Source organism: Methanobacterium paludis (assembly GCF_000214725.1).
GTDB classification, from domain to species: domain Archaea; phylum Methanobacteriota; class Methanobacteria; order Methanobacteriales; family Methanobacteriaceae; genus Methanobacterium_C; species Methanobacterium_C paludis.
Map to the genome: position 1 here is coordinate 381,361 of NC_015574.1, position 18,893 is coordinate 400,253.

Annotated in this window: 18 protein-coding genes; 8 read left to right on the forward strand and 10 right to left on the reverse strand. The window is 35.3% G+C overall.

The genetic code is table 11. The features are described 5' to 3' along the window. Window positions 1-15 precede the first annotated feature (15 nt). From MSWAN_RS01710 to MSWAN_RS01720, 4 genes are all read right to left on the reverse strand, one after another. Window positions 16-501 carry an SRPBCC family protein gene (locus tag MSWAN_RS01710; protein WP_013824886.1) on the reverse strand — a complete coding sequence of 162 codons (486 nt, stop codon included), beginning with the start codon at window positions 499-501 and terminating at the stop codon, window positions 16-18. A gap of 52 nt (window positions 502-553) precedes the next feature. Next, the gene (locus MSWAN_RS01715) at window positions 554-1,081 is read right to left on the reverse strand and encodes an SRPBCC family protein (protein WP_048187817.1); all 528 of its coding nucleotides are present in this window, start codon (window positions 1,079-1,081) and stop codon (window positions 554-556) included. 381 nt (window positions 1,082-1,462) lie between these two features. Continuing rightward, window positions 1,463-1,597 (reverse strand): alpha/beta fold hydrolase, encoded by a 135-nt coding sequence (locus MSWAN_RS13095; protein ID WP_144011536.1) that lies wholly within the window; start codon window positions 1,595-1,597, stop codon window positions 1,463-1,465. Next, entirely contained in the window at window positions 1,597-2,307 is a 711-nt protein-coding gene (locus tag MSWAN_RS01720; protein WP_048187820.1) for an alpha/beta hydrolase, read from the reverse strand. The genes MSWAN_RS13095 and MSWAN_RS01720 overlap by 1 nt, the downstream gene beginning before the upstream one ends. A 443-nt stretch (window positions 2,308-2,750) precedes the next feature. Here MSWAN_RS01720 and MSWAN_RS01725 point away from each other — a divergent pair, with 443 nt between their 5' ends. Together MSWAN_RS01725 and MSWAN_RS01730 are read left to right on the forward strand one after the other, a co-directional pair. Beyond that, window positions 2,751-3,170 carry an EVE domain-containing protein gene (locus tag MSWAN_RS01725; protein ID WP_013824888.1) on the forward strand — a complete coding sequence of 140 codons (420 nt, stop codon included), beginning with the start codon at window positions 2,751-2,753 and terminating at the stop codon, window positions 3,168-3,170. Between the two features lie 176 nt (window positions 3,171-3,346). Then, window positions 3,347-4,066, forward strand: coding sequence for a HEAT repeat domain-containing protein (locus MSWAN_RS01730; protein WP_013824889.1), 720 nt, complete (start codon window positions 3,347-3,349; stop codon window positions 4,064-4,066). 450 nt (window positions 4,067-4,516) lie between these two features. Here MSWAN_RS01730 and MSWAN_RS01735 read toward each other — a convergent pair whose 3' ends face one another. Both MSWAN_RS01735 and MSWAN_RS01740 read right to left on the reverse strand, forming a co-directional pair. Continuing rightward, a complete protein-coding gene (locus tag MSWAN_RS01735; protein ID WP_013824890.1) occupies window positions 4,517-4,963 on the reverse strand; it encodes a universal stress protein in 447 nt (148 codons plus the stop codon). A gap of 145 nt (window positions 4,964-5,108) precedes the next feature. Beyond that, window positions 5,109-6,485 (reverse strand): DASS family sodium-coupled anion symporter, encoded by a 1,377-nt coding sequence (locus tag MSWAN_RS01740; RefSeq protein ID WP_013824891.1) that lies wholly within the window; start codon window positions 6,483-6,485, stop codon window positions 5,109-5,111. A 1,864-nt stretch (window positions 6,486-8,349) separates the two neighbouring features. Here MSWAN_RS01740 and MSWAN_RS01745 point away from each other — a divergent pair. From MSWAN_RS01745 to MSWAN_RS01770, 6 genes are all read left to right on the forward strand, one after another. Beyond that, window positions 8,350-9,447: an ABC transporter permease gene (locus MSWAN_RS01745; RefSeq protein WP_013824893.1), complete on the forward strand. Its 1,098-nt coding sequence runs from the start codon at window positions 8,350-8,352 to the stop codon at window positions 9,445-9,447. Further along, window positions 9,440-10,102 carry an ABC transporter ATP-binding protein gene (locus MSWAN_RS01750; protein WP_013824894.1) on the forward strand — a complete coding sequence of 221 codons (663 nt, stop codon included), beginning with the start codon at window positions 9,440-9,442 and terminating at the stop codon, window positions 10,100-10,102. Before MSWAN_RS01745 ends, MSWAN_RS01750 begins: the two co-directional genes overlap by 8 nt. Before the next feature lie 406 nt (window positions 10,103-10,508). After that, window positions 10,509-12,668: an acetate--CoA ligase alpha subunit gene (acs, locus tag MSWAN_RS01755; protein WP_013824895.1), complete on the forward strand. Its 2,160-nt coding sequence runs from the start codon at window positions 10,509-10,511 to the stop codon at window positions 12,666-12,668. Between the two features lie 400 nt (window positions 12,669-13,068). After that, window positions 13,069-13,623 carry a hypothetical protein gene (locus MSWAN_RS01760; RefSeq protein WP_013824896.1) on the forward strand — a complete coding sequence of 185 codons (555 nt, stop codon included), beginning with the start codon at window positions 13,069-13,071 and terminating at the stop codon, window positions 13,621-13,623. Window positions 13,624-13,639: 16 nt separating this feature from the next. Next, entirely contained in the window at window positions 13,640-14,062 is a 423-nt protein-coding gene (locus tag MSWAN_RS01765) for a hypothetical protein (RefSeq protein WP_013824897.1), read from the forward strand. Window positions 14,063-14,301: 239 nt separating this feature from the next. Continuing rightward, the gene (locus MSWAN_RS01770) at window positions 14,302-14,661 is read left to right on the forward strand and encodes a DUF5518 domain-containing protein (protein WP_013824898.1); all 360 of its coding nucleotides are present in this window, start codon (window positions 14,302-14,304) and stop codon (window positions 14,659-14,661) included. Between the two features lie 247 nt (window positions 14,662-14,908). Here MSWAN_RS01770 and MSWAN_RS01775 read toward each other — a convergent pair whose 3' ends face one another. The 4 genes from MSWAN_RS01775 to MSWAN_RS01790 all read right to left on the reverse strand — a co-directional run bounded on the left by MSWAN_RS01775 (window position 14,909) and on the right by MSWAN_RS01790 (window position 18,722). Beyond that, window positions 14,909-16,042 (reverse strand): tetratricopeptide repeat protein, encoded by a 1,134-nt coding sequence (locus MSWAN_RS01775; protein WP_013824899.1) that lies wholly within the window; start codon window positions 16,040-16,042, stop codon window positions 14,909-14,911. A gap of 339 nt (window positions 16,043-16,381) precedes the next feature. Continuing rightward, window positions 16,382-17,095 (reverse strand): anaerobic ribonucleoside-triphosphate reductase activating protein, encoded by a 714-nt coding sequence (locus MSWAN_RS01780; RefSeq protein ID WP_013824900.1) that lies wholly within the window; start codon window positions 17,093-17,095, stop codon window positions 16,382-16,384. A gap of 53 nt (window positions 17,096-17,148) precedes the next feature. After that, window positions 17,149-18,246 (reverse strand): histidinol-phosphate transaminase, encoded by a 1,098-nt coding sequence (hisC, locus tag MSWAN_RS01785; protein ID WP_048188190.1) that lies wholly within the window; start codon window positions 18,244-18,246, stop codon window positions 17,149-17,151. Window positions 18,247-18,254: 8 nt separating this feature from the next. Further along, window positions 18,255-18,722, reverse strand: a complete 468-nt coding sequence (locus MSWAN_RS01790) for a gamma carbonic anhydrase family protein (protein WP_013824902.1) — start codon at window positions 18,720-18,722, stop codon at window positions 18,255-18,257. Window positions 18,723-18,893 lie beyond the last annotated feature (171 nt).

An 18,893-nucleotide genomic window follows, 5' to 3' on the forward strand; every position in this document is an offset into this window, starting at 1 on the left:
TTTACTAATCTACCTTTACATCTTTTCTAAAAGCTCATCGAGACGTTCATAGGATTCATTAACTCCCTCTTCCATGCCGGACTGGAGCATCCCATCACGATCCTCAACCGCCTGGAAAACAGATTGAGACGTTAACTTTGTTTTGCCATTGGACAATGCTTCAAATTTCGTTGTTTCGAGAATGACATGCCCTTTTTCTGGAAGCCCTTCAAATTCAAAGGTGCTGATAATTCTCTCAGGGGTAACCTCATGATTCACACCATGAAATGCGTACTCATTACCGTCTTGATCCTTTTGAATGTACCTCCATGACCCGCCATTTTTCGGTTCAAATGTCTCAAGAGTCATTGTGAGTCTTCTTGGCCCAAGCCACTCTATGTAAAGCTTTGGATCTGTGAAAGCTTTAAAAACAAGTTTTAATGGGGCATCAAATTCTCTTGTGATGATGATCTCCTGCTTTCCAGGTTCTGCAGTAATTTTAGTAAGATTATTTTTTGCCATCTATTTCACCTTCCATAAATGCCATTTCCATAAAATCACGTTTCATGTTAATTTATCCAATTTCAAAACTTGCCAGATGTTCAGCGAGTTTATCAAAAGACTGTTCCCAGCCGATACCCGTAGTTTCAACCATCTCACTGGGAAGGCCGGCGTGCTGCAGAGTCATCTCTGTTTTATCCTCATGTTCTTCAAACGTCACAGTCACCAGTAATTTTAAGGGCCAGTCTCCGGGCATTTCGTAGTGAGAAGCAGGTACAACATTTCCATCCTCATCTGAAAAGGAATCTGTGCAAACAATTCTCTCAGGTTCAACTATTTTCTGGTAAACACCGGTACTCCAATAATCTTCGCCCTCAGGTGACCGCATACAGTATAGATAGCTGCCGCCCACACGAAAATCAATACTGATGTGCGGTGCGGAGTAGTCTTTCGGTCCCCACCAGTGCTTCACGTGTTCAGGTTCCATCCAGGCTTTCCAAACCAGTTTTCGTGGCGCGTCAAAGATACGCGTGATTACGAGGGGCTTCTCTTTACTGGTTTTTTCTAGATTACATCTTTCTTCATTTTCATCCAAATCCATTCCTCCTTATTATTTTTTTATTCACATCCATTTCCTCTATTTAATACTATTTTTAACTAAATGGGCTGCAGGTTATAATCTTTCAAGGGATTTTTAGACTTTGTAGATCGAAACGAGTTTGCTCCTGATATCATTGAATATGCATTTACAGTTCCTTGATAATACTATATACTTTAAATTTATATTTTTTTTCAAAGTTCATTTTATCTAGAGATTAGATAATCTAATTATTCAAAATGTTATTAACATCTAAAAAAAGATAATAGATGTGGTGAGAGAATAAAAAAATCCGAAAAGATGATTATTTTGAAGTGGATTTAATTGTAACAGTATTATTGACATTAAAATAGGATATTAACATTAAAATAAGATGAAAATACATTAAAGAAAGTTTTTTAAGGCATGGACAAATTCAAGACTTCTGTCTCGAGGAAGCCAGTGTCCACAATCATCCAGTTCAACCAACTGAGAATGGGATATCATTGTACCGGCCCTTTCAACATCTTTACTTGGCACTAGAGAATCCTTTTCCCGGTTAAAAGAAGTACGGGCATGGTAAGCTCGTGGAGCTGTTTAAGATAGCAGGTTCTCAGTTTCTGATTTTTAACTTCACTGAGCTGGAAAGCCCTCCAGGCATTTTCACTATCTCCATTGCGCCCCACTTCCATCAACTTTGCCACAACCTCCTCGGTCAGTGCATCTGGATTTACAAGCAGCTTTTTCAGGCTTGCCTTTAAAAACACCTTGTTGGAAAGCATCAACTTATTGATACTATCATATACATGTGGATGTTTCATGAGCCAAGTCGTTAGTTGAGGATATGGAATTTTATTGCTCAGGCCGTAAGGAGCAATCAGAACCAGTTTTCTAACTTTTTTGGGGTGGGCTAAGGAATATCCCAATGAAATTCCACCACCTAACGATAAACCGCCTAAGTCGATCTGATTGTAACCCAAAACATCTATTAATTTATCTAGAAATTCCTGGTACCATTCCAGAGTATAAGGTGCATCGGGTTTGTCAGTTCCACCATAGCCTGGTAGATCTGGAGCAATAACATGAAAATTTTCACCTAAACTTGGTATGACGCTTTCGTAGGAGAGCATTGCCGAGTCAAGGCCGCCACCATGCAGTAATAAAAGGGGAGTTCCTGATTTTCTTATTCCTGATTCGTAGAGCATGACATTGATATTATCTACTTTAACAGAACGTTTTTTGATTTTCATAGGATCCATCTACATTCATTACTCTCATCTGCATTCATATTACTGATATTTTGGTTTAAAAATGTACAACACTTTAGACTATATATTAATCTATTTTTGAAATATTCAATTTGACCAGTCGCGATTTTTTAAATGGATTATCATTTTAAAGTATCACTTTTTTTTTAAATGTTTAAAACTAAGCTAATAATGTTAATTAGATGTACATGTAACGGATTAAATGCATTGATCTTTACTCATTTAGAAATTTATTTTTTTGGAATTTTGAGACTTAAACTAATGTCTCTAAATTTACCATCAAAAAAAAGTTATTCATTAGAGTTACATATATAAATAAAGATAGATCTTTTTATTAGTTTTTTTCATGAAGTTTTAGAAACATAATATTAAACTGAATTTGATCAATTACTAAATTTCGATTAGAAAAAATATGAGGTGTTTAAATGGTTAATTATTGGCTTTGGGTAGCTAAAGAAGATAGCATGAATGATAACGATGAAGTTGGTTCATGTCAGAGATGGGATGGCTGTGATCCAGATACAGAAATAGGAGATTATGTATTGATCTACAGAATATCACCTCATAGAGATATTAAATATTTAGGAGAAATTACTAAAGACTGCTTTTTGAATACCAGTAAATTGCCTAACGAAGAATATTACTGTGAATTCAAGATATTATCCAATTTTGAAGATGAACTTGAATTAAAGGATATGAAAGATGAAACTGAATTAGTTGAATGGTATCCTCTAAAAAATAAGTTCCATAAACGGTTGTTTTCAATAACTGAGGATTACTGGAAAGTTTTAGAGAAATTAATCATATCTAAAAATCAGTCATCTAAAGATGTTTTCTTAAATTAATATTCCCTATTTTTTGTTTTATTTTTTAGAGAAACTGCATCTTTGTGGTATTTTCAGAGAAACTGCATTTAACTTGTTAATGACTTGAATTCATTGCTAAAATAATAAATAAACGAAAGTCATAAACTTAAATAGAATTTGAAATTTTTGTTTACAGTAATGGAGGACGGGCTTGTATGAGTTCTATTTCTGATCTGGAAAGAATGAGGGAGCAAAGAGATGTTCAGAATATTATAAAAGCCTTGGATGTAAGAGAAGACAAAAAGACCCGAGAAAAGGCAGCTTATATCTTGGGTGATATAAGGGCTGAAGAGGCTGTTGAACCTTTAATCTCAGTATTAAATGATGATTACTGGCCTATTCGTAAGGCAGCTACCCTGTCTCTCGGCAGGATTGGGGATAAACAGGCAGTTGAACCTTTAATCAAGGTTTTAAAGGATGATTATTGGCACGTTCGTGAGACAGCGGCATTGGCTTTGGGTGCCATTGGAGATAAACGTGCTGTGGAACCTATTATTGATGCCTTAAAAGATGGCTCTTTAAATGTTAAATGTGAAGTTGTGGGTGCACTGGGAGTTTTAGGTGACAAGAGAGCTTTGGAGCCGTTAATGAATATTCTAAATGAAGATGATTATATTTTGCGGGCCTGCACCGTAACTTCGCTGGGTAAAATAGGTGATAACCTGGCTGTGAAGTCTCTTTTAAATTCATTAGAAGATGAAAACTATTTTGTCCGGGTAAACGCTGCCAACGCCCTTGCAACTATAGGTGATGACAGTGCACTTCCATTCCTCCAGGAGGCTTTAAATAATTCAAAAGGTGAATCCTACGAATTTGAAAGAGCCGTTAGGGAAACTATGAATAAAATCAAGGCAAGAAAAAGAAATAAAGGTTAATTTTTTATGATATCATCCTTCATGTATGGACTACATGTACCTGATCAATTTACTCAATTTCTACTCGTTTTATTTATCCGATTTTTTTGAAATTAATTAATGAAATAGGGGTTGAAAAATTTACTTCGTTAAACCTTGATATAACGCAGTAAAATCTTTATCAATATTCAAATCAGGTAAAAATCAAAAAATTAAGAAAAGCTCATTTTTTAATCATCACATATACATGTACATAATGATGTTACAGTGTTTATCCATTGAATGAGGGTGTCTGTTTATTGGTGAGATATCACCCCGTGCAAAAAGCCGGAAAAAAATTAGAATGAGTAACTATAATTAAAGTTTGAAAGAGAATGCCTGCTAAACGCATTTTTATAGGCCATATAAAATTGTGTAAATGTCATAGCACTTGAAAGAGTTCAACTTATATTTACAGGAACTGAAATTAGTTCAAACTATGACATTAACTGGAATTTTCGCTTTTCTAACTACTCTCTCGGTGGTACTGCCCAGTAAAAATCTTTCCAGTCCATGTTTACCTGATTTTCCAATTATTATTTGATCTACACCTTCTTCTTCAGCTGTTTCTAAAATAACATCTGATGGCTTACCTTGTTTAAGCATAGTTATCAGGTTAATGTTTTTACAGTTACCTGCACATTTTTCGTCTTCAATCTTCTTTTTGAATTTTTCTACAGCTTCTTTTCCTTCTTCTCGTAATTGTTCATCCAGTTTTTCCCTTAAATCTCTTTGCGGTAGAGGGTTCAAATAATCCGTGTCAATTACATTTAAAACAATGATATCTGCACCATTTAAATTTGCAGTGGAAACAGCATATTCTCCAGCTTTTTTGGATGATTCTGAACCATCTGTAGGTAACAATATTCTTGTATTCATTTTGAGATTCCTCCCAACAAATCTGTTCTGCATTTAAAATATTTTTGGATTGAAATTTTCGTAAAAAAAAAATAATGAGGTTAAATTTGCAGATTTAATGAGTTACTGCAAATCCTCTTCGAATTTTAAATTTATATTTTTGGCTTTATCCTAGGAATGGTATTCCGATTGTGAGTATTACAGCTATGCTCACTATGATTCCTATTATGACCATAGGTAGTCCTGCTTTGAATATTTCCTTGACGTTGACGTAACCTGTTCCGTATGCCATTGCAACTGTTGGATCTGCCATTGGGAACATGTAAGACAGTGAACATGCGATTGCCACAGGTACAGCATAAATACCAATGGGTTGACCCTGAGCAGAAGCTAAAGTTACAGCAATTGGCACTAGTATAGCTGCTAATGCTATGTTGGACATGACCTGTGTGAAGATCACGGCAATAATCATCAACACGAGCATGATAACTAATGTCGCTGGATTACCTCCGAGCATTCCAAGCACATCTTGTATCAGATAGGTTGCGGCTCCTGAGTTTAGTAGTGCGGCTCCAAGGGCTAAAGCACCTCCGAAGAAGATGATTAATCCCCAGTCGATGTTTTTTTGAGCGTCTTTCCAGTCAATAACACCAGTTATGAAGTAGAGTGCTGCACCGATAAGTGCTACAGAGTAACTGTCGAGTCCTGTGAATCCTGTTGTAACCCATAGACCTATGGTGAAAAATAGGATAACTGCTGTTATTTTCTCTGTTTTACTCATGGATCCGAGTTTGCTGAGTGTGTTGGTTAATGTTTCTTTTCCACCGATAATTCCTTCAACTTCTGGTGGGAACACCCATTGTAGAGTTTTCCAGATAGCCAGAAGTAATATTATTGCAAGTGGGAATCCGAAAACCATCCAGTTAGCAAATGGTAAATGTGTATAGGCAGCTGCCATCAGGTTCGGTGCAGTTCCTATTTCTGTTCCGAATCCACCTGCCAGGGAACCGTATGAAGCACCTAAGACCATGGCCTTAGCAAAGTTACTGTTTCCTTTTTCAGCATCTTTCACACCCATCAAAGGTATGATTTCCTTGATGATGGGGAGTAGCATTGCAAATGCCACAACATTTTCAATCCAGGCAGACAAGAGTCCTGTTGAGAATATGGCTGCAAAAAGACTCATACTTGGGCTTGTGCCCAGTTTTGAGAGTAAAAAATATGTGAAACGTTTTGCAAGTCCACTTTTACGAATAGCCTCTGCCAGAATGAATCCACCAATCATCAAGAAGATGATAGGATTTGCAAACCCTACTGCGGCATTAGTGAAACTTTCTATGCCCAGTAAAGGTAGCAAGAACATGATCATGATGGATGTCACAGGCAGGGGGACAGTCTCAGTACCCCACATTACAATGGCGAAAACCAAAAGTGCAATTGCAGCACGACCAGGATAACTTAAACCATGCATAGGAATTAACATAATCGCTATGAAGGCCAAAATAGCCACAACAAAACCCATAGCCTTCTTATTAATATTCATTTCATCACCCCCAACCTAAAAACGTTTGTTTTTAAGTTTCTTTATCTATAAACAGTAGTACTTAGCGATGTATTGGCGTATAAACATATTTTATAATGGTTAATCATTTAGAATATTAAATCATATATTACTGCTTTATATGTGGTAGTTGATTAATCAAATACTTTAAATAGCTCCAAACACTTAAAAAAGTGCGGAACATTATATAACAAATTATATAAATAGAACTGAAACGGTTATTGACTTTATTTAATGCTGAATTTTCAACAAATGTGGTATAATTGTATTTCATTGAAATACGTTTTAAACTCCCTAAATTCAAATTTAATACATTTATATAGTTTAATATTAAAAATAGAAGTTTGATAATGTTAATATTTAAAATAAACCTCAAATAAGGTTACCTGCGAGTGAGCAACCCCAGATATAACGCAGTAATTTGCATCGAATATTTAACAAATAAATTTTAATATCAAAAAAAATTGAAGAAAAGCCATTTTCAATTAACATGTGGCCTTAATGGTTCATTTAATCTATTTTAAGTGGATTTTCAAGGTGAACCTCCTAAATGGTTGAATTTGCCCCCCGCTAGCGAAATTATGGATAATATGTCTTGTTACAGTTAATTAGAGTAATTTATTTGCAACTTTTTTTAAATAATGATTAAATTTAAAAAATGTAATAATATATAATATAAATAGCTCCAATTAAAATCCAGGAAATACCTAATATTTTTGGATCATTTGGATCTTTCCAATACTCAGAATTATTCCTATCATAACATAAAACGCAAATACCCCCGATTATCAAACTTAATCCACCTATTAACCTTAAGAGATAAGTAGAATCCATAATAACACCTTTCTAATTTAAATATACTTTTTTTGCTTTTTTAAGAATTGTCCTGTGGACATGTAGTTTGAGGTGAATACTGGTTCAGGGAATGATCTAACTATTTTTCCTTTAAAAATTGATTGGTTCTTTTTAGTCCTGAGGAGGAAATTCAATGTTAAACTGCATCTTATTCTTTAAGGAGGTATTATTTATACTGAAATACTTTCATTTAACACTTTGAATAACAATAATAACAAGTTATATTAAAAGATTACTAAATCTTTTTTCTGTAGTTGATTATATGTTGCTTGTAATATCTCACAAGGATGGCTTTTGGAATTTTAAAGTTTCTTCATTTTTTTATTTTTATCTTATCTGGAAATTCCCCTGAATTTCTGAGAAAATCTCAATTTGATATTATTAAACAGATTTATAGGTTGCTATGGCTTCATGGAAATAATGAGTTATGCTTACATGAAATAATAATGATTAAACATGCAAAAATTCTATAATTATTTATTTATGTTTCCTTAAAACCTTAATGATTAAACATAGTAAATTCAAGGGTTTATTCCTAATAAGAAGACCATTAAGAAGAAATTTATAAAAACATTTATATAGGTTTTAACAGTATTAAAAAATAACTAAAAGAAATTAATTTAGTAAGGAGTTAGATCATTAAAGTTTAAGCCAGTACGAAAGAAGAGGCTTAACCTAAATAGATACGCAGATTCTGCAGGGAGGTCGCTGTGAATTAAGTATAATGTAAATTCAGGATATTCTGAGCGTATACAACAGGACGCAGAATGAAAAAATCCTAATCATTCAACACGTCCCATTACAGGTAAAAATTGCTTCGCTTTTGAATTAAAACAACTGGAACAGTTGATTTAAAATCGGCCAAGAAAATGAGAAAGGAATCCTCCCATCTCAACGGATTCATATTCACCTCCGATTGAAAGAGAAGTAAAGCATCCGGACGTTCAGGATCATAAAAAAAGAGAAGATAATACTAGTAGGGGGAAGTTGGATGAGTATTTATACATTATCATTAAAAAATTTTAAAAGAAGGAAGCTTAGAAGTGCTTTAACTATGTTAGGTGTGATGATTGGAGTAATTGCTTTAGTGGTTCTTGTGGGTATTGGTACGGGACTGACATCCTTTACAGAAGCTACATTTACCAATTTTTATGGGGATATTACAATCATGAACAGTACCGGTGGATCGGACGCATTGGCTTCTTCCAGTGATTCCTATTTGAGTGCAAACGCAGTATCCAAGATAGAGAACAACTCCCAACTCTATGATATTCAAAAACAAACACAATTTAACAGCCAGATAAATAATATGTCTGTAACTGTTGTGGGATTGGGTGATTGGAATCAAATAAAGATAGCAAATGGAACTCAAGGCGTTGTTATTAGCCAGTCACTAGTCGATGCTTTCAATTATAAAATTGGAAGTAACATAACCATTGAAGATCATAAATTCACAGTAACGGGAATAACCAACAGCGGAGGAGGAGCTCAAGAAGGGTTTGTGGTTTTAAACGTTGCTGATGCACTTCCTCTAAATGATAATCAAGTCTCACTTATTACAGCAAATACTAAAAGTGACCCGAATACTGTATCAAAAGAAATTGAGGGTAATATAAATGGAACCAGTGCATTAACAAAATCTGATTTAACAAAAGAGGTTGATGACGCGATAAACGGAATTCTGTTATTTGTTAGTGCAATAGCAAGCATTGCTCTTCTGGTAGGAATGATAAGCATTATAAACATCATGTTAGTTAACGTAACAGAGAGAACCAGAGAAATTGGAGTGTTAAAAGCCATAGGCTTCACAAACAGAGAAATACTAGGAAGCATACTTGCAGAAGCTGGATTTTTAGGTTTAATAGCATCTACACTAGGGGTAATCATAGCGGCAATTTTATTGGAAATAGTACTCATTGTACTCGCTCCTCAATTCAATATAAACGGCATCAGTCTTGCACAAATGTTACCGTTATGGTTGGTTGTGGGAGTAGTTGGTGGTGCCACTATTCTTAGTGTTTTAGCGGGTTTGTACCCTGCATGGAGGGCTTCAAGGTTGAATGTTGTGGAGGCGTTAAGGTATGAATAATAGCAATGTAATTGAATTTAAGGATGTATGGAAAACTTATCCCATGGGAACAGAAGAAGTAAAAGCTCTTCGTGGTGTTAATCTAAAAATAAAAAAAGGTTCGTTTATAGCTATAATGGGGCCTTCAGGATCTGGAAAATCAACTTTACTCCATTTAGCAGGGATACTTGACACTCCAACAAAGGGAACTGTTTTGATGAATGGAAAAAACATAGAAGATTATTCTGGAAAAGAACAGGCAAAACTTCGAAGAGAAAATATTGGATTCATATTTCAGAGATTCAACTTAATGCCACAATTAAACGCCTTAGAAAACGTTATGTTACCAATGATCACTGCAGACAAAGAAAAAGCAAAAAAACTCCTGGATAAAGTTGGATTGTCTGGTAAATATAACAGATTACAGAACCAACTTTCTGGTGGAGAACAACAAAGAGTATCAATAGCCAGAGCACTTGCAAACGATCCCACCATTTTACTAGCAGATGAACCCACAGGAGAACTCGACACACAAAACACAAAAATTATAATGGAACTAATTAAAGATCTAAACGAAAAAGACGGGTTAACCATTGTAGAAGTGACTCACAATCCATTATCAGCTGAATTTGCAACGGAATTAATTAAAATGCAGGATGGAAATATAATCCGTTAACAGACGTGAAAATATTTATAAATTGGACCCAACAGAATCTTAAATGTCAATTTGTGAATACATTCTATTTCTTCCTTTTTTTAGAATCAGTTAACTTGTCTCGAGATTCGCTTGCTCTATATCTGGCTTATATTGGATTAATTAGGTTATATTTAGGATGAACAGATAAAAAATATTACTTTCATACCTTATTTTTCATAAAAAAATATAATACGATTGCATCTTAAACATGGTTGTATTAAAAAGAATTTGTGGTAGGCAAAAATTTATTTAGTATTATCGCTCTTTATAATCAATAATTACATATATAAGTATAATGAATAAACATGATAAATGTATTTTCATCCTAATTTTCAGTATACTAATCTCAAAAAAAATCTAAATATTAGATAAGTAGGTGATAAACATGCTTGATATGTTCAATGCAAAATCAATTGCGGTAATAGGTGCATCGGAGACAAAAGGTAAAATTGGATACGATATAATGAAATCCCTTTTGAATTACTACAAGGGAAAAATTGTCCCGGTCAATCCTAGAGGTGGTAAAATACACGGCCTTCCTGCGTATACATCAATAAAAGAACATGGTCCTGTAGATCTTGCAGTTATAACCATCCCTTCCCATATAATTCCAGCAACAGTTGAAGAATGTGGAGAAACTGGAATAAAAAATATTGTTGTTATTTCAGCTGGATTTAAAGAGGTTGATGAAGAAGGGGCTAAACTTGAGAATCAAATGGTGGAGATATGCAAACGATACGATATTAAACTTGTGGGTCCTAACTGTCTGGGTATAATGAATACATACAACGATATGAATGCATCTTTTTCTTCTGATATCGCCCATAAAGGTAAAATATCTTTCATGACTCAGTCTGGAGCTATCATGGCAGCTATTCTTGATTATGCTGATAAAAAGAATATAGGATTTTCCAGAATTGTCAGTCTTGGAAATAAAGCCATGATCAATGAAAATGATTGTATAAAAGATTTCATGGAAGATGAGAATACCGAAGTTATATCTGCATATCTTGAGGGTATTGTTGATGGTCGTGGTTTTATAGAGGCCAGTAGAACTGCCTCCCGGAAAAAACCCGTTCTTGTTATAAAAGCTGGAAGAACCTCCAAAGGATCTGAAGCAGTTTCCTCCCATACTGGTACTATTGCTGGTTCTGACTCTGCATATGAGGCAGCATTCTCCCAATGTGGAATTATACGTGTAAATTCCCTTGATGAACTGATGGATTACAGTAGTGCTTTAGCATTATCTCCCCTTCCAAAGGGAAATAAAATAGTCATACTCACAAACGCCGGTGGTCCAGCTATTATGACCACGGACGTTGCAATAAGATCTGGCCTTGAACTCGCTCAACTCACCTGCGAGACCCGGCAAAAGTTGAAGGATGGATTACCTGAAACTGCAAGTGTTAAAAATCCTGTAGATGTATTAGGGGATGCAAGTCCAGAGAGGTATGCATTTGCTCTTGATACTGTTTTAGAGGATCCCAACGTGGATGGAATAATTTATCTGGTAACACCTCAATCTGTTACTGATGCTGAAGGAATTGCCAAAGTTGCAATTGAACATGCGGCTACATCTGAAAAACCAATTTTATGCAGTTTCTTTGGAGGAACCAGTTTTGGAGGTGCTGAAAAACTTCTAGCCAAAAAACAGGTTCCAAATTATCTGTACCCTAAAAGAGCTGTAAAGAGCATGAAAAAATTATACGATTACAGCATCATCAAAGACCAGGAATATCCTAAACCTCATGAATTTGATGTTGACAAAGTTTTTGTTAAAAACATAATCGAAGATGCCAAAGAAAAAGGTATTCATACCCTTGGTCTTGAATCGTTGGATATACTAAAAGCATATGGAATTCCAACGGTAGGTACCTCAATTACAAAAACCGTTGAAGAGACAGTGAAATCTGCTGAAGAAATTGGATATCCATTGGTTATGAAGATAGTCTCTCCACAAATTTCACATAAATCTGATGTTGGTGGAATCAAACTCAACCTCAACAACGCAGAGGAAGTTAAGGCAGCTTATGAAGATATGATGGAGAACATACCTAAAAAAGAACCTGAAGCAGATCTTGAGGGTGTTCAACTACAGAAAATGTTGTCTGGTGGTAAAGAAGTGATCATAGGTATGGTCCAAGATCCTACTTTCGGTCCTATGCTCATGTTTGGACTTGGCGGTATATACGTTGAAGTATTAAAAGACGTTAAATTCGCAATTGCACCTGTAACTAAAATTGAAGCAGAAGATATGATAAGTGGAATTAAAACTCATGAACTTCTTGAGGGAACACGAGGAGATGAAGCAAAGGATATTGAATCTATTACAAATATAATATTAAGGATTTCACAACTTGTCACAGACTTCCCAGAGATCAACGAGTTTGAGATCAACCCACTAATGGTCTTTGACGAAGGAGAAGGAGCATTAGCCGTTGATATGAGATTAATGTTGAAAGAAGGTGAAATCAACCCATTAATGGCTTTTGATGGGGGAGAAGGAGCAGTAGTTTCTGATAAAGTGGAGTTGAAGGAGGATTAAATCCTTCTTTAATATTTTTTTTAATCTCAAATAATAGGTTTAATTCACGTAAATATTTTTTACTGTTTTTTTTAGTGTGTAGTTTTTAAGTAATTTGCATTCATTGGTATGCATTAAACAGAACTTTAGGTTTCATTGATCAAATTTTTATGAACAAAAAATACTAATCATTATATTGGGTTATCATTATGTTCCAGCTTTTTGATGTAATAATTAATCAATGATAATAAACAGATAATTATTAAAAGTGCAGTTTCTTTCTTTGAAAAAAAATTTAATGCTACCTTGATAAATAGGTCTGAATTGATTCCTTATCTGGAGGGGAAGAAAAATTCAGTTTGATGTCACGATTTTAACGCTTATCAGCATATTTGCATTAACTGTAGTTACCATTCTCCTGATGAAATACCTGTACAGACCGGATCCTCATTACAGTGAACATTACGGGGATGAAATTGTTCTTTTTCACAGTGAAGATAGGTACGAACGGGAGATATGGGGATTTAATTTGATAGATTCACTTGAAGACCTGAAAAATAGGGGAGAACTCACGGGCAACCTTGAACTCAAAGTTATCGTTGGAGAATTTAACGAGGACACGCAGGAGATCATTAAATATGCAGTTAATCATCAATTTGAGTTAATCGTAATTATAGGAGGTCCCAGAGTATATTGTGAGGATAGAAGGGACATTTACACAATTCTTGATAAATATAAACATATCAAATACTTGATTCTGCCAAAAAGACCCACAAAACACTTCATGATCTTCAATAAAAATCATTTATTCATTGAAAGGCCCCATAGACATTATGAAATCCGTGATACAGTTGGGATTAAGAATGCTAAACATGAACTTGTAGAAATTTATGACGATGTATTTATTAAAATGTTAAAATATGCCAAACCAGTCACTAAAGAAGATATACTAAAAATTAAATGTTATAAAAGCTGAAAGAAGGTGCTAAAAAATGGATATTAATGTTTTGATACCTGCATTCATGGTCATCAGCGTGGCAGGATCTTCCCTGTCTATAGCAGCATATTCTGCATTTAATGAAAGGACCAACGATAAAAAACTGTTATTAATCATTGCAAGTTTTTTTGCATTCGCATTTTTAGTAGTTCTCATCTTATCATTCCTTACACTGGAAAATTTATCATTTTACCAGTACATATTCTCTTTAACGTTTTACGCACTGATTTTTCTGGCAGTACTATCAATTATAGGATTCATCTTTCATCGTTTACAGTTTGAGAGGAATACTCAACATGATGAATTAATAGAAGCAATAGATATTGTAAAAATCAATAAAGATGGTTTATACAGTTCAATTAGTTTATTTGAATCTGAAGCCTCGCAAGAAGCTAAAAAAATAGATGAATCTAATTAGGATTATGAATTTTAGTCCTTAAAAGAATATAAAGATTATTTTAAAATATGATGTTTTAATTTCTAAAATACGGCTCTAATTTCTAAAATACGATGTTCTGCTACTGGTTTTATAATTCTTCCAATTTTTTCTTATCTTCAAATAAATTTGGAGGTTAATTAATAAAACGTTTTATTATTTAAAAAACAGATAATAACACTACTATATATCAAGTATATTTCCAAAATGGGGGTAATCTGATGGTGAAATGGAGTGTTGTGTTTGTAGGTTTTATTTTATCGATAGTGTTTTCGGCCATATTTGGAATGCTCTCCCCTACGTGGGGATCTAACCTTGGACTCTTTATAGCAGGTTTAATAGTGGGATTGATGGTTGGTGGTGTTTGGGATGGTCTGGCCAATGCTGCAGTTGCAGGTGCCTTCGGAGCCATAGTTATAGCTATCCTTATCCTGGTTGGGGGAGCAATATTTGCAGGTTTAGCAGGTTTTGTAGCTGGAGCAGTTACGGGAGGTTTGCTTGTAATAGTTGCCTTGATACAATCTTTGGTAGTCATGGGATTAGGAGGAGCTATCGGAGGCCTTCTCAGGGGTAAAGGCTAAAAAAAATCAAAATTCTTCTATTTTAATGAAAAATACTTTCTTTTTAAATAAACAATACCGTACTTTTTTCTAAAATAAATATTTTTTTTAAAATGATTAATTTTCAAACGATTAAGATGAATTAATTTAATAAAAAAAACGTGATCGAGATAAGAATTAAAAAAAACCTTGTTCCGGGTAAGAATTAATAAAAAAAGGTTAATTTGAACGTTTTCAGAACATTCATGGATGCTTCAAATCTCAGTGTTTAAAGGTTCTCCAAGCATTCATCCCTCAGTATCTTGGAGTCTTCATTATCCGAATTTATAATTAGTGCTTTTTTAAAGCAGTTCATGGCATCTTCAAATTGGTGTAACTCCATGAATGCAACCCCCTTGTTGTTCCAAATTATATCGTTTCCAGTGTCAAGGCTTAGGGCTTTATCGTAGCAGTCAATTGCCTCTTTGAAACGACCAAGCTCTAGAAGGGCGTTTCCTTTACGGTTCCACGTGGATGCGTCAATTGAATCATCAAGACAGAGTTCCAGGGATTTGTCGTAGCATTCAAGGGCTTCATCAGCTTTATCCATCTCAGACAGAATGTTTCCTTTTGCATTCCAGACATCAGGGTCTTCGGGGTTGATTTCCAGTATCCTGTTGTAAAAGTCCAAAGCTTCCTGGAACCTTCCAAGTACCTCTAGAATAAACCCCCTCCAGTAAAGCACAACAACATTCTCAGAGTTCAATTTAAGAGCTTTGCCATTAGATTTCAATGCTTCTTCAGGTTTGTTGGAGTTTAAAAGAGCTATTGCCTTGTTGTTCCATATGAACTCATTTTTTGGGTCTAGTTTCAGGGCTTTGTCGTAGCATTCAAGGGCTTCATCGAACTTTCCGAGACGTGAAAGGTTATCCCCCTTCTTATTCAAGAGGTAAACATCTTCAGGGTCGATGTTAAGCGCGGCACTGTAACACATAACAGATTTATTGAACTTACCAACATCGAAGAGTATATCTGCCCTTTTAGTTATCATGGACTTTTCATCTATCTTTTTACCTTCCCACTCATCGACTGGAAGCTTTTTAAATCTTATAACCTGGAACAGGGAATCCTTTTTTGTATCATTGGGGTACATCTTTTTGAACTCTGTTTCGAGTTCTGAAGCATTATTAAACCCCTCTTCACGAGCCAGGGCATCATCTTTAATGAGATCTTCGAATTTCACAACCTCAACATCGGTGACTTTGGCTTCGAACAGCTTTCTTCGCTCCTTTGAAACCAGGTTCCAGTAACAGTGCAGCCTGTCACCATGGGATAAAGGTTTCTTCCAGAGTTTCCTGATTGTGGTAGTCTTTTTGCCTGTTATAAGCTCAACATGACGACTTCCAAAGAGTAAGATTGGTATGTAACACCCTCCAAACTATGAGTTAAAATAATTTAAAAACATTAATTCTTCTTAAAATACTTTAATTCTCATTTAAATACTTTAATTCTTCTTAAAATGATATTTAATTAATCCTTATTAATGTTTATAATCTAACGTTTATATCTAACATTTATAATAATCTAACTAATCTTGTAATTCCTGTGAATTCATTAAGATTTGATTTAAGATTTGTGTTTTCGTATTCATTTTAGAAAATTGTGCTAGGTTATTTTGCAACTATTCTAAGTACATCATTTCATTGTCTGTTTATCATTCCCCAGTTTGATTCCCCAGTTCATTCCATAGTCTCATTTAGTTTCATTCCACAACTTCAGCAGCGAACTCAGATGTTATGATCTTAACCTTCTTTAAAAAGGGTTTCACAGTCTTTGCAATTTCTAAAAGCTCATCCCTGGAGGGGTTAGGTGTTTGATGAAGTTTATCATCTGCAACAACCTTGTTTCTGAACTGCTGAATGGTATAAACGTCACAATTTATGGTCTTTGCAATTTCCAGAACGTCTTCGGGGTCCAGAAGGTCTGGAACGTATGTTGTCCTGCACTCAAGGTAGGTACCTGATTTAAGGCAGACTTCCATGCTCTCTCTGGCACATTCACCTGGATCTCTGCTTAGGTGGCATTTACCCAAAACCTTCTCGTAATTATCGAAGGGGGCTTTGACATCCATTGCAACGTAATCAATCCAATCTATAAGTCTTTCAAGTTTGTCTGGATAGTATCCATTTGTTTCAAGTTTAACTTGTAAGTTGCATTGTTTACAGTACTTTAAAACTTCCAAAAGCTCTTTATCCTGGATGAGTGGTTCTCCACCTGTTATAACAACACCATCTATGAAATCAGAGGAATCTTTGATCTTCTCAATGATGTCATGGGTTGATACTGTATTCCCTCCCTCAATAAGGTCTGGATTGTGGCAGTAAGGACAGGTTAGCATGCATTTTGCAGTAAAAATAACAAGAGACATTTTACCGGGAAATTCAATTGATGATACGAGCATTGTGCCTATTTCCATTTTTATCGTCCTGTTAAATGATTAATTATTAATTAAACGGGCCTTATATTAAATCATCCGATTATATCTTTAAGAGCTTCTATGAACTTTTTATCCTCTTCGATGGTTCCTACACTTACCCTTATCCAGTACTCATCCAAAGCCCTGAAAGAAGTGCAGTCACGCACAATAAACCCTTTTTTCATGAGTTCTTCTGTTAATTTGCGGGCTTTCATACCTGTTTTACGGGTGCCAACCAGTATGTAGTTCGATTTGGACTCGTAAACTTTCAAATTATCAAATTTAGACATTTCACTGTATAAAAAGTCTCTGCTTTTCACTGAAAGCTCTGTTGATCGTTTGATATAGTCTTTGTCATCCAGTGTGGCTGAAGCCGCTATCTGTGAAAGCTTTGTAAGGCTGAATACAGGTTTCATACGGTACATGTAGCTTATAATCTGCGGATTTGAAATTCCGTAGCCTATCCTCATTCCTGCAAGTCCCATAACCTTTGAAAAGGTCCTTAAGATGAAGAGGTTGTCGTGACTCTCAAGCAGTTCCACGTTGTTAACCCCTGAAAATTCGAAATAAGCCTCATCCACAATAACTAATGCATCCGTACTTTCAAGCACAGTTTTGATATCTTTTTTGTCTATAAGTCCGCCTGTAGGGTTGTTTGGTGTGCATAAGAATATAAGCTTGGTCTTTGGAGACAGGGCCTTTATTACAGAATCCACGTCCAGAGTGTTTTTTTCCATATCCCACCTTGCAAACACTGGCACTCCTCCGTGGATATTGAGTGTGAACTCATAATACATGTATGAAGGCAATGGGACTATGAATTCGTCTCCGGGCTCTATAAACGTTTTTCCAAGAACGTCAAGGATTTCATCAGCTCCGTCACCACCTGTAATCACATTTGATGACGAAACTCCTGCATACTCTGCTATCTTTTTAACCAGACCATCTAAATTTGATTCTGGGTACTGATTTATGAGATTGAGATTTTCTTTTATAGCTTCAACAGCTTTTGGGGATGGACCCATGGGATTTTCATTTGATCCAAGTTTTACAACTTTATCCGGGTCGACACCATACTCTGAGGCTATTTCTTCAATTGATCTTCCTGGAACGTATGGTTCAAGTTCTTCAACGATTTTTTTGGGGGTAATCATTATCATCACTCACATTTTGCTATTTCAACGTATCTTAATGCATTATCCTTAATTTTATCTATTTCTTCCTTTTCAAGTTGCCTTACGGCCTTTGCAGGAATTCCCATTATCAGACTACCTTCTGGAAATTCTCGACCCTCTGTGACCACAGCTCCAGCAGCCACGATGCTGTTTTTTCGAATAAGGGCACCGTTTAGGACTGTGGCGTTCATGCCGATTAAAGAGTTTTCTTCAACTGTGCAGCCGTGGAGAACAGCAGCATGTCCCACAGAAACAAAATCGCCTATTTTGAGGGGGTAACCTTTTGATGAGTGCAGCACGCAGTTGTCCTGAACGTTAGATGAGTTTCCTATGGTTATAGGTTCCATATCTCCTCTTAAGACGGCGTTGAACCAGACTGAGGATTTTTGGCCGATCTCAACGTTGCCTGTTATTCGTGCACCATCAAATACTTTAACGCTTCTGTGTATCATGTTTTTAGATCTCCTATTCCTTAATACTTTTTTCATTTACTTACGGTTTATCAAGGTGTTTTTGTAGATTAGGGTCATCATTAAAAATACTTTATCTGTTAACTATCCTTATATCATGTATTTGAATTATTATAACCGTTCATTAAATTATATCCAGTTCATTAAAAATAA